Here is an 11,889-nt window from a genome sequence, read left to right on the forward strand (position 1 = left end):
GCCCGATCGCCTCGTCTGCGCACCCCGGCGCGCGGTCGGTTCGGATTCAGAACAGGGTGTCGCGGACCCGCAACGGCCGGTAGCCGGTGGGTCCGAGCTGAGCCAACTCGGCGTCGATGTCGACCTCGATCGCGCCGAAGAAGTTGATGTTGGCGCTGTGCGCGGGCGAGATGTGGGCCAAGACCTCCTCGTCGATGCGCCGCCCAGCCCGGCGCATCTGCTCGACCGCCAGCCCGTAATACTCGGTGGTCCAGGTGATGAGGGCGTTGGTGACCAGGGTCAGACACCATGCCTGCTCGGTCTGGGCTTCCAAGTGACGGGCGCGGAAGGCTCCTTCGTGGGCATAGAGGAGGCCACGTTTGAGGGCGTGGATGGATTCGCCCTTGTTGAGCTGGCGCGAGATCTTGCGCCGGTAGTCAGGGTCGGTCAGATACCGGCAGGCATAGATGGTGCGGCGCATCGCCCCGTACTCTTTCAATGCTGCGGCGAGGGCGTTCTGTCTTCCCGACGCCGAGAGCTTGCCGACCAGCAGCGAGGCGGTGGCGTGCCCGAACTTCAGCGATCCGGCCAGCCGCAGCAGGTCGTCGTAATGCTCGGCGATCAGGTCCAGGTTCAACTTCCGTGTCAGCAGAGCGCCGGCGTGCGGGAACAGGGTGTCGGCCTCGGCGCGCGGCACCGGCCGGTACAGGGTGATCTTGCCCAGATCCCGGATACGCGGGGACAGCTGCATCCCCAGCAGATCGAACAGCGCGAAGTTCACCAGGGTGACCCCGTGAGTATCGGTCGCATGCTCGGTGACTGGCAGATCCGTTGCGTTGCCGAGGATTTCGTCCAGGACGTAGTGGGCTTCGCGGCGGGTGGTAACGATGACCTTGGTGCCGTAGGTGGTGTGCTGATCGGTGACGTGGGTATAGGTCGACAGGCCCTCCTCGGCGAAGAAGTGATTCACCGCACGGGCGGTGACCGATTTGCCGCGCGTCGGGAACCTCTGCCCGTCCGATGACGAGAGTGTGCCGGTGCCGAACACCGTGGTCAGTGGCAGTCTCTGGTGGTAGCCGATGATCGCCAGGTTCGCCGCGCGCAGCGTCTCCTCCCGCACATACCACTCCGCGGTCCAGGACAGAATGTCGTAGGAGATCCCCGACGCCGCAGCCATATTGGTGAGACCGAGGTTCGTCGAGTACGCCAGCAGCACCGCGATCAGATTGCGTTTCAACTCCGGGCTCCGCGTCTGCTTGCCGCCCGCGTGGGTGAAACAATCCAGGTAGCCGGTGCGCTTGTCCATCTCGATCAGCACCGACACGATCGGCGCGAACGGCAGCATCTCGGTCAGCTCGGCCTTCAACTCGATGGCCTCGGTCGGAATGTCCTCGGCGCTCAGCGGGGAGATCACCAGATCACCGGTCTCGTCCAAGCGCACCGGCCCGTCACCGGCGGCGAGCATCTGCTCCAGCTCACCGACCGCCGTCAACCACTCGTCGGTGAGCGCGGCCAACGCGGCGGCCGGGTCGGCGGGTTTGTCGACCAGGCGGCAGAATTCGGCTCGCTGCGGCTCCCATTGGGTCGGGGTGAGCAGGTAGGCGGCCGGGTCGGCGTAGCGGCGTGATCCGGGCACGAACACGTCCCCGGTACGCAGCCCGTCCCGCAACCCGAGCAGCACGCACAGCTCCCAAAAGTGACGATAGGCAACGGTATTGCCGGTCTTGCGGGCCTCCTCGAGATAACCGCGCCACTTGGTCGGCACGAACCCCGCCGGTGCGTCGTCGAACACCTTGCGGCGACCGGTCGCGTTGAGTTCGCGCAGCATGTCCACCGCGATCAGCAACTCCGTCGCCGCCGTACCACCGGAGAACCGGACCGCCGACAACACCGCCGGAGTGAACTTCCTCAGATACGAATACGAACTATCGAGAGCGGCCAGATGCCCGTGATCACGCGGCAACCGCGGCTGGGCCTGCGCAATCGCCGCACGCAACCGCTCCAACCCGATGCTTCCGCCCCGGATCAACCCGCCCACATCCTCATCAGGGATCTGCGGGTCGATGAGGATGGATAGGAGGTCATCCAGCAGCGCTTGCCGGTCCTCCCCGGTCTTCGCCCGGTCGGCCAGTTGCTCGCGCATCCGGTTCTCCGCGGCACTGAACTTCCCCGACAGCGCCTGATCGAACAACGCCACCACCTCATCGAGCACATCAGCGGCCGACTGCGCCAGCACCGTCAACAAGATCGGATACCGGCGCTGCGGATCGCGACGCTCCAACGCCTGCCCGGTCAGACGGCGGCCCAGCATGGCCAGGAACCGGCGACGCTCAGTCGGCAACACCGACAGATCAAGAGTGTCCGCGCCCAAACCGCGCACGAACTCCAGCTTCTCGACCTCGTTGCGCACAGCGGCTGTCGACGCCTCCACCGGAGGCGTCGACAGCCACCGCAACCGAGACATCCGGATCGAGACATCGGTGACCAGCAAGCCGTCCAACTCCTCGCAGCGTTGCGGCGTCAGCTCATGCGCCAACCGGTCGTAGGTCTCTCGTTGGGCCTGCTCACGCGCGTGCACGACGCGGCGGACCACGGTGTCGGGGCTGGGCCGGATCACCCGCGCCGAGATCAGATACTCACACCCCAACCGAAACAGCAGGGTCGGGGAATCGTGCTCCATCGCCCGCGCCAACAGGAACTCGTCGAGTTCTTTCAACTCCATCGCACCCGCGCTCTGCCAGCTCAGATACTGGGCCACCAGGTGCAGATGCGCGGTGCGGGTCTGCGCCCGGCGGCCGTACGAACGGATCTGCGACGCATCGACTTTCAGCTGATCCGCCAACCGTGCCACCACCACCGGCGGCGCGGCGGCGACCTTGTCCGGCACGAACCCCAGCCACGGCAGCGTGCACAACGCCACCGCCAGACCGAGCTGATCCTCCGGACCACGCCCCCGCCCCGGCGCGACGAACGCGATATCGGCCGACGTCAGCGTGAAGAACCGGAACAGCTCCTCGCGGCTGACTTCTGGAAACTCCCGCAGACGCGCCAACTCCTCAGCCGCGAATACCTGCGTCGCCATGAAACCCGACCTCCAGCACACCGACCAACCTCATCGGCAGCCAAGCCAAGCACCTACCGCACCCGCCCGCAGCCCGAACCGATCACAACACCATCGCCGCTGGTCCAGCCATATGTGTTGTTTTCCGCGCGATTACTACCGGAACCCCTAAGGGGTCAGTTTTCAGGCGTCGTTAACAGCCGCGCGTGCATTGGCCCGGCGAAAGGCTTTGCAACAGCTGCTTTTACGTCGCGATGCGTACCTTCGGAATCTGCCCGATCTGCGGCCACGACGGTGTGCTGCCCGCCCGGGCACGGGCCGATGATCCTCGCCCCTGCTGCCTCGAATGCGGTGGGATCAACCCCTCGGGCTACCGATGCCTCACATGTACGCACGAAGGCGAAATCTATCGCCGCGGACGCTGCGCCCGGTGTGCGCTGCGCGAGAACCTCGAACAGCTTGCTCCCCCACCTCGAGGCGCCACCCGCAAGCAACTACGCAGCACGTTGATCGATGCCCTCACCACCGCGGAACGACCCGAGAGCATCATGACTTGGATGCGCAGCGAAGACGTCCGCGCACTGCTGGCCGGGTTGATGACGGGGTCGATTCCGTGCAGTCATGACGCGCTCGACGCTCTTGAGCCCTCCAAGACAGTCGAGCACCTCCGCTCCATCCTTGAGCAGCACGGCCTGCTTGAGCGCCGTGACCATTATCTGGCACTGTTCGAAAAGTGGCTGGCCGCCAAAGAAGCCGCGGCTGATACTCCGGAAACGTGGGCGATCACCCACCGCTTCGCCACCCGGCATCACCTGCGACGCATCCGCGCCAACTCCACACCCGGGCAATCCAGTGAGGGCGCGGTCCGCAACGCGAAACAGGAGATCACCGAGGTCATCAAGTTCCTCAACTGGCTCCACGGCATGCACGGACGCACCGCAGAGACGGCCACCCAGCACGATATCGACCAGTACCTGCACTCCGGGCCGACCACCCGACACCTCATACGAACCTTCTTCGTGTGGTGCCGCGCTATGCAGATCAACACCACCGTCACGATCGAGCACCGTTACGCCAAGACCACGCCCTCGTTGACCGATGACCAACGCCTGCAATGGATTCAGACGTTGATGCGTGGAGATGTCACCAGCCTGCACCAACGTGTGGCCGGCATGCTAATGCTCCTTTACGCCCAAACCGATCGGCCGGATCGTTACCCTACAGATCGGCGACCTGGAACTGACACCCACCGAGTTGCGGATTCGCCTCGGCACCGATCCCACACCCGTTCCCGCGCCATTCGCCGTGTTGATTTACGAACTCCTCGAACATCGCCCCAACCTGCAGACCGCCGGCGCCGACACCATGTATCTGTTCCCCGGCTACCGACCCGGCCGCCACCTGCATCCGCAGACCGTCATGCACACCCTTCGCCGCCTCGGGATCAACGTGCGCGGCAGTCGAAACAGCGCCCTGGACAACCTCGTCGCGCTCGCGCCAGCGCCTATCGTCGCTGACTGCTCGGCTACAGTCATCAGGTGACCGCGCGCCATGCAGCACTGGCCGCAGCCACCTACGCCCGCTAGGCCCATTCGATCGCCACCACCATCGCCACCCTCAACTGAGAGTGCCACAGGTGCGTCCAGTTGTTGGCCTAGCTTCGCGATCCCAAAGGTGCGCGGCGGCTGGACAGCTGCCTGGGACGGGCGACTTCTGCCGGTAAGGTGCAACGCCGATATCGGATTCGTCACTGCAAGGGGTGGACGGTGCCGGAGTTTCAGCCCGGCGCTGTGTGACTCCACATGTGCATCACGGGTCGTGGACGGTCCTACACGGCGGGTCTACGGTGCAACGAAGGCGGGCGAGCAGACACTGGCCGAAGATCGTGAATCGTTTGCGGAGTTGGGCCGAGAGGGTCCTTCGTGATGAAAGAACGCTGCGCCAGTCAACTGGTCGACGGGGGTGAGGTGCGGCTGCCAGGGGTTCTCCGAAGTCTGTAGAACACCGCACCGGCTGCGATGACAACGGCACCGATGATGACCGAGACCAGCGGCAAAGCCACCGCGAGGATCGCGCAGCCCGCGACACCGATCACCGGTACCCACCGTGGGGGGCGGGCCTCATCTCGGGTCAGGGTCCAGGCGGCGGCGTTGGCGATCGCGTAGTAAATCAGCACCCCGAAAGAGGAGAAGCCGATCGCGCCGCGAACGTCGACGGTTGCCGCGACCACGATGACGACCGCCGCCACGGCCAATTCGGCGCGATGGGGCACCTCGAACCGCGGGTGAACTGCAGCCAGCACGTGCGGTAGGTGGTGGTCGCGGGCCATCGCCAACGTGGTGCGGGAAACCCCCAGCACCAGAGCCAGCAGTGATCCTAAAGCCGCTACCGCGGCGCCTACCTGCACGACGGGGACCATCCACGCCACCCCGGCACTGCGGACCGCGTCGGTCAGCGGCGCGGTCGAGGAGCCCAACCGGTCGGCGCCCAGCACCGACAACACCGCTACCGCCACCGCCGCATAGACGACCAAGGTAATCCCCAGAGCCAACGGGATCGCCCGAGGAATAGTGCGGGCCGGCTCTCGGACCTCCTCGCCCAGGGTGGCGATCCGGGCGTAGCCGGCGAAGGCAAAGAACAACAACCCCGCTGCCCGCAACACCCCGCCCACGGTGATGTCGGAACCGATGTCCAACCGGCCCACGACCGCCTGCCCCGAGGTCAGGCTGACGACCACCAGCAGCGCCAGTACCACCAGAACGACCGAGACGATCACCCGTGTCAGCAGCGCCGACTTCTGCACGCCGCAATAGTTCACCGCGGTCAAGGCGACCACGGCCGCGACCGCGACCGCATGGGCATAGGCGGGACACACATAGGCCCCGACGGTCAACGCCATCGCCGCACACGATGCGGTCTTGCCGACCACGAACGCCCATCCAGCCAGATAGCCCCAGAAGTCACCCAACCGCTCGCGCCCGTATACGTAGGTGCCGCCGGATTGCGGATACCGGGCGGCTAGCCGTGCCGAGGACGTCGCGTTGCAATATGCCACCACCGCAGCCGCCACCAGCCCCATCAACAACCCGGAACCCGCCGCTGCCGCAGTCGGTCCCAGCGCAGCGAAGATGCCCGCCCCGACCATCGATCCCAAACCGATCACCACTGCGTCGAACACTCCCAGCCGACGCTGCAACTGCGGTCGATCGTCCCGTGACTGCGTATTCATCGCCCTCCCCGCCCTTGTGCGATCCCGTCGACGATCGGTAACGATAGGCGGTATCGATGGCCGCTACCGATTCAGTCTGGTACTCGAACGGCGCTGGCCGACTCCGACACCTTCGACACGAGCCCAAAGCTGTTGGAAGTCAACACCACTGAAACTGAACCGCAGGATTCTGTGTGTTGTTTAGGACGTCCGCGCACGAAGATCCACGGTCGGCGTGTTGCTGTTCAGATAGGACGCCGAGAATGCCGTCCTCTACTGCCCGATGCGTTCGACGAGGTCGCGAATGCGGGTGGTGATGTCGTCGCGGATCAGCCGCATCCGGTCCATCCCGTCGATGCCGCGCAGCGATGGTTCGTCGGTGTCCCACACCTCGAGGGCAACACCCTCAGGCGCGCTCACATGTGCTGAGGTGCCTATCACGACGACGAGGTCGGCAGCGCGCATCATCTCGTCGGTCAACTGACTGGGCCGGTGTTCGCTGACGTCGACATTCACCTCGTCCAGCACCTGCACGGACTGAGCATTCGGCGCGACGCCGAGCTTCGCCTCGGTCCCCGCCGACGACGGGTCGAGCATGTTCGCCGCGACGCTACGCGCGAGGCCTTCGGCCATCACCGATTTGCCCCGGTTGCTGACACATACGAACAGAACTGACCACCGGTTGCTCGTCATCGTCGATCACCCAGCGGGAATTCAGACATCTCGGATCGACTCCTTCGATTCTTTGGATTTCGGAACTGCGTCGGTAATGTGTTGGCGAAGTGCCAGTGACACATACACCAGGCCCACCAGCACCGGTACCTCGATGAGCGGGCCGATCACCCCGGCCAGGGCTTGTCCTGATGCCGCGCCGTAGGTTGCGATGGCTACGGCGATGGCGAGTTCGAAGTTGTTGCCGGCCGCGGTGAACGCCAGTGTCGTGGTTCGCGCATACCCCAGTCCCATCACGGCGCCGAGAGCGAAGCCGCCGCCCCACATGATGGCGAAGTAGATCAGCAGCGGGATCGCGATGCGCACGACATCCCATGGGTGGGAGGTGATCTGGTCGCCCTGAAGAGCGAAGAGGATCACGATGGTAAACAGCAGCCCGTAGAGCGCCCATGGTCCCAATCGTGGTAGTAGTGTGTTCTCGTACCAGTCGCGGCCCTTGGCGCGCTCGCCCAAACGTCGGGTCAGATAACCCGCCAACAGCGGGATCCCTAGGAAGATCAGTACCGACTTGGCGATCTGCCACGGCGAGGTATCGATAGTGGTTTGCTCAAGCCCGAGCCAGCCCGGCAGGACAGAAAGGTAGAACCAGCCGAGCACAGCGAACATGGCCACCTGGAAGATCGAGTTCAACGCGACCAGCACCGCCGCGGCCTCGCGATCGCCACACGCCAGGTCGTTCCAGATGATCACCATCGCGATGCAACGCGCCAACCCAACGATTATCAGCCCAGTCCGGTACTCCGGAAGGTCCGGCAACAGCAACCACGCCAGCGCGAACATCAGCGCTGGCCCGACGACCCAGTTCAATACGAGTGACCCGACCAGCATCCGACGGTCGCCGGTCACCGAGTCAAGCCGGTCATAGCAAACTTTGGCCAGCACCGGATACATCATGATCAACAGCCCGAGAGCGATCGGCAGCGAGATACCGTCGATCTCCACCTCCGCGAGGCCGTCACCGAGCCCGGGCACCACACGACCGAGTAGCAAACCGGCGACCATCGCCGCACCAATCCACACAGGCAGGAACCTGTCGAGAACGGAAAGTCGTCCGGCAACAACACTATTCATGCCGCTCACTCCGGAGCCTCGCACGACTTCGACTCCCCCACCACCGCGGCAAGGCCACCCAACAACTCCGACAACTGACTCAGCACGCCCGTGTTGACCCGGTAGTACACCCACGTGGCACGCCGCTCACTGGTGACCACACCAGCTTCGCGCAGAACCTTCAAATGGTGCGAGATGGTCGGCTGTGACACCGCAAACGAGCCGGAAATGTCGCACACACACGCCTCACCGCCGGGATGCGCCGCCACTTCGGAGACCAACCGCAATCGAACCGGATCCGCGAGCGCCTTCAGAGCCGCCGCCCACCTCGCGGCATCTTCGGTACTCAGACCTTGGCCAGCGCCGCCTACCGCCAGCACATGTTGTTTCGACACATATCAATATTGACACTGATCTAATCAGTGACGCAAGTCGGTCCACCCCTCACGAGCGGACGATGGATACATGCCCACCAAAGCTCTTGCAGGGGAATATGATCAACTCGATATTGACGGTATCCAGTCAACTACTGCATATTGCATCAGATGAATCACAGGTAATGGCGCAACCTGCGGCTCTACGGCCAAGGTTCAACTACGGGACCTCCGCGATCGCCCGGATGAACCTGTTCCTCCACGGCATCGCCGATGGCGAGATCGCCCACGGCGACGTCCTCGGCAAGCCCGCCTTCCACGACGAGCAAGGCCGGCTCCAGACCTTCGACATCGTGCTCGCCAACCCGCCCTACTCCATCAAGGCGTGGAACCGCGACGCCTTCGCCAAGGACCCATATGGCCGCAGAATGTGGGGCGTCCCGCCCCAAGGCCGCGCCGACTACGCCTTCTTCCAGCACATCGCCAAGAGCCTCGACCCGAAGACCGGCCGGGCGGCGATCCTGTTCCCGCATGGGGTCCTGTTCCGCCGAGACGAGGCCGCCCTCCGGGAAGCACTGGTGAAGTCTGACCTCGTCGAGGCCGTGCTTGGGATGGGTGAAGGACTGTTCTACAACTCACCGATGCCCGCCGCCATTGTCGTCATGCGAACTAGAAAAGATCCTGTGCGCCGCGGAAAGGTGCTCTTCATCGACGCGTCCAAGGAGATGGCGCGCGAGCAGACGCAGTCGTTCCTGCGCGACGAGCACCAGCAACGCATCATGGACGCGTACAACGCGTTTGAGACGGCAGAGGGGTTCGCGGCGGTCGCAACTATCGACCAGATCATTACCAAGGGCAACACGTTGGCGATCACGCAATACGTCGCGCCGGCCGTCGCCGGCGAGTCTCCGGGGCCGAGCGTCAAAACCTCGCTGGCACAGTGGCGGTCGGCCGCAGATGCCTCGGTGGTCGCCATAGCCGACATCATCGCCCTGCTCCGCTCGGAGATCTCGGCATGAGCGTTGATCTCGACAAGTCCGCATGGAAACGAGTCGCGCTTCGGGATGTCGTTCGTCACGTCACCGACCGCGTGGATCGTCCTGGCCGCCACCTGCACGCACAAACCGCGATGAAAGAACTCCGTCGCCTCGGCATCAACCTGCACGGAGCACGCAACAGCGCTCTGGACAACCTCGTCAAACTGGCACCGCCACCGATCGTCGCCGACATGCTCGGCTATAGCTATCAGGTGACCGAACGCCATGCCGCGCTGGCAACCACTACCTACGCCCGCTACGCACAATCGCTGGCCGCGACGATCGCGTCCATGAACTGACCTTGTCTTCAGCAGCAGCCGGTGCTCGCCCCCAACACCGCACACAACGCCTGCAGCGATTCCGGCTGAGCCCGGTAGTACACGTTCATACCCCGCCGCTGCCCCACCACCATCCCCGCCTTGCGCAGCTGCCCCAAATGATGACTAGTCGTCGCCTCCGTCACCCCAACCGCCGCCGCGAGATCACACGTACACACACCCTCACCCGACTCATCGGCGAGCAAGATCGCCACCAACTTGATCCGCACCGGATCAGCAAGCGCCTTGAGCCGCAACGCAATCTCGAGCGCATCATCATCGCCAAGCGGACCCGACGACACCGGAGCACAGCAAATTGGACCACTGATATCAACCACCGGCAACGTCTTCGGCACGACCCAACCATACCTCTTACTTGACATATGTCGAAAAGGTGGGCACCCTGCAGGTGGCCCTAGTTCGATATATGTCTCACAGGTGAAGGTGATGGTCATGTCCCGTATCCAGCTCGCGCTCAATGTTGATGATCTCGATACCGCGATCGACTTCTACTCCAAGCTGTTCAACACCACTCCGGCCAAGCGCAAGCCGGGATACGCCAACTTCGCGGTGGCCGAGCCGCCGCTGAAACTGGTGCTGCTGGAGAATCCTGGCCAAGGCGGCACCATCAACCACCTCGGCGTCGAAGTGGAATCTAGCGAGAAGGTGCACGCCGAGATCGCCCGGTTGGCCGGGGAGGGTCTGTTCACGCAGGAGGAGATCAACTCCACCTGTTGCTTCGCGACCCAAGACAAGGTGTGGGTGACCGGCCCGGCCAACGAGAAGTGGGAGGTCTACACCGTGCTCGCCGACTCCGACACCTTCGGGACCAGCCCGAAACTGTTGGCACAGAACGCCGTCGATAGTGCCGACCAAGGTTCGGTGTGCTGCGGAGGCAGCGCCAGCGATTCTACTGAAGCTCGCCCAGCCTGCTGCTGACAAGCCGCAGCTCGCGCTCTCGCCTACCGCCCAAGCCGGTCGGCGAGAGAGCGGATGCGGTTGGTGATGTCGTCGCGGATCAACCGCATCCGTTCGATGCCCTCGATGCCACGTTCGGAGGGTTCGTCGGTGTTCCACACCTCGAGGGCGACACCTTCGGGCGGGGCAACCTCGGCGGTGCCGATCACCACGACGAGATCTGCGGCCCGCATCAGCTCGTCGGTGAGTTGGCGAGGCTGATGTTCCGCGACGTCGGCGCCGATCTCGGCGAGCACCTGTGCCGACAGGCTATTGACCTGGCCGCCGATGCGGCAGCAGTTCGTCACTGACCATTCGTCTCAGCACGTCGAGCGAGATGCCGGACTGCGCAGACACCTCGGAGAGCTTCAGCAACTCAGCGGTTCGCTCGGACTCACCCATACTCAGCTTCCTCCATGATCGCGGTCACGCACGATCCTTCCAGCGTTCGTTTGCCGATTGCCGGGTCATGCCGGTGGCCGCGCCGATGTCGGCCCAGGACCGGCCCAGTCGGCGGGCCTTGGCCACCGCGGCGTCGAGCTGAGCGTCAGCGTCTCTGCGGGCGGTAACTGCGGCCCTGAGCTCGTCGTCGACGTCGATCGGATCGAGATGCTCGCGCTGCCACACCGCTCGGGCGGCCTCCGCGACCTCGGGCCGCTCGTCGGCATGGACGTCAGTGTCGGGGGCGAACACCCGATGCCCGGCAAGGTCCTCAAGGGACGCTGAGGGCACCCGCGCCCACTGGGCCGGATCGGTCCAGGTCGACACATCGGAGCTGGATCGGCGAGCGCAATCGCAGCGCAGCAACCAGCCGACAATTTCGGCCGACGGCCGACGATGATCCTCGTCCGGGCTCTGGCCGATCTCGACGAGCTCGTAGTCCACGCCGTCGACCATGGTCGACCCGTGGCTCACGGCCCCGTCCTCGAAGAACGCCACCAACGCCGCCTCGTGCAAGTGCGCGTCACTTTCGTGTACCCAACCCATGCCGATAGGGTAGACGCTCGATGTCAGGATAACCAGACGTCAGTGCTACCTCACGTCAGGGTTACCTGACATAAGATCTATTATCGGCGAAAAAAGGAGACGAGTTCAAACAGATGAGAGAACTCGACCTGGCGGATCTGGAGCGAAACTGCTGGCTACGACCCGTGGCGTATTGCCGGGTCGCGGC

9 protein-coding genes and 4 pseudogenes are annotated in these 11,889 nt (G+C 64.2%); 5 read left to right on the forward strand and 8 right to left on the reverse strand.

The features are described 5' to 3' along the window. Positions 1 to 46 precede the first annotated feature (46 nt). Entirely contained in the window at positions 47 to 3,061 is a 3,015-nt protein-coding gene (locus tag ABZW74_RS18050; protein ID WP_355278113.1) for a Tn3 family transposase, read from the reverse strand. A 233-nt stretch (positions 3,062 to 3,294) separates the two neighbouring features. On the opposite strand from ABZW74_RS18050, the pseudogene ABZW74_RS18055 reads away from it, so the two are divergent. Together ABZW74_RS18055 and ABZW74_RS18060 are read left to right on the forward strand one after the other, a co-directional pair. After that, a pseudogene (locus ABZW74_RS18055) lies at positions 3,295 to 4,626 on the forward strand (hypothetical protein). A gap of 226 nt (positions 4,627 to 4,852) precedes the next feature. Then, positions 4,853 to 4,966 (forward strand): annotated as a pseudogene (locus ABZW74_RS18060) (PadR family transcriptional regulator); the annotation flags it as partial. 19 nt (positions 4,967 to 4,985) lie between these two features. Here the strand turns inward: ABZW74_RS18060 and ABZW74_RS18065 are convergent. From ABZW74_RS18065 to ABZW74_RS18080, 4 genes are all read right to left on the reverse strand, one after another. Continuing rightward, entirely contained in the window at positions 4,986 to 6,269 is a 1,284-nt protein-coding gene (locus tag ABZW74_RS18065) for an APC family permease (protein WP_355278116.1), read from the reverse strand. Positions 6,270 to 6,521: 252 nt separating this feature from the next. Continuing rightward, positions 6,522 to 6,941: a low molecular weight phosphatase family protein gene (locus ABZW74_RS18070; RefSeq protein WP_240862808.1), complete on the reverse strand. Its 420-nt coding sequence runs from the start codon at positions 6,939 to 6,941 to the stop codon at positions 6,522 to 6,524. A gap of 21 nt (positions 6,942 to 6,962) precedes the next feature. Continuing rightward, positions 6,963 to 8,060, reverse strand: a complete 1,098-nt coding sequence (arsB, locus tag ABZW74_RS18075; RefSeq protein WP_308221101.1) for an ACR3 family arsenite efflux transporter — start codon at positions 8,058 to 8,060, stop codon at positions 6,963 to 6,965. Beyond that, positions 8,057 to 8,425, reverse strand: a complete 369-nt coding sequence (locus ABZW74_RS18080) for a metalloregulator ArsR/SmtB family transcription factor (protein WP_240862803.1) — start codon at positions 8,423 to 8,425, stop codon at positions 8,057 to 8,059. The genes arsB and ABZW74_RS18080 overlap by 4 nt, the downstream gene beginning before the upstream one ends. Before the next feature lie 164 nt (positions 8,426 to 8,589). Here ABZW74_RS18080 and ABZW74_RS18085 point away from each other — a divergent pair, with 164 nt between their 5' ends. Further along, positions 8,590 to 9,423, forward strand: coding sequence for an N-6 DNA methylase (locus ABZW74_RS18085; protein WP_355278120.1), 834 nt, complete (start codon positions 8,590 to 8,592; stop codon positions 9,421 to 9,423). A gap of 77 nt (positions 9,424 to 9,500) precedes the next feature. Next, positions 9,501 to 9,740 (forward strand): annotated as a pseudogene (locus ABZW74_RS18090) (hypothetical protein); the annotation flags it as partial. An 8-nt stretch (positions 9,741 to 9,748) separates the two neighbouring features. Here ABZW74_RS18090 and ABZW74_RS18095 read toward each other — a convergent pair. Then, on the reverse strand, positions 9,749 to 10,114 hold the full coding sequence (locus ABZW74_RS18095) for an Rv2640c family ArsR-like transcriptional regulator (RefSeq protein WP_355278123.1): 366 nt from the start codon (positions 10,112 to 10,114) through the stop codon (positions 9,749 to 9,751). A gap of 97 nt (positions 10,115 to 10,211) precedes the next feature. On the opposite strand from ABZW74_RS18095, the gene ABZW74_RS18100 reads away from it, so the two are divergent. Next, positions 10,212 to 10,697 carry an ArsI/CadI family heavy metal resistance metalloenzyme gene (locus ABZW74_RS18100; RefSeq protein ID WP_355278126.1) on the forward strand — a complete coding sequence of 162 codons (486 nt, stop codon included), beginning with the start codon at positions 10,212 to 10,214 and terminating at the stop codon, positions 10,695 to 10,697. 23 nt (positions 10,698 to 10,720) lie between these two features. On the opposite strand, the pseudogene ABZW74_RS18105 reads toward ABZW74_RS18100, so the two are convergent. After that, positions 10,721 to 11,008, reverse strand: a pseudogene (locus ABZW74_RS18105) (low molecular weight phosphatase family protein); the annotation flags it as partial. 133 nt (positions 11,009 to 11,141) lie between these two features. Further along, on the reverse strand, positions 11,142 to 11,702 hold the full coding sequence (locus tag ABZW74_RS18110) for a hypothetical protein (protein WP_355278129.1): 561 nt from the start codon (positions 11,700 to 11,702) through the stop codon (positions 11,142 to 11,144). Positions 11,703 to 11,889 lie beyond the last annotated feature (187 nt).

The sequence above is a fragment of the Gordonia sp. NPDC003585 genome (genome assembly GCF_040610755.1).
Taxonomy (GTDB): Bacteria; Actinomycetota; Actinomycetes; order Mycobacteriales; family Mycobacteriaceae; genus Gordonia.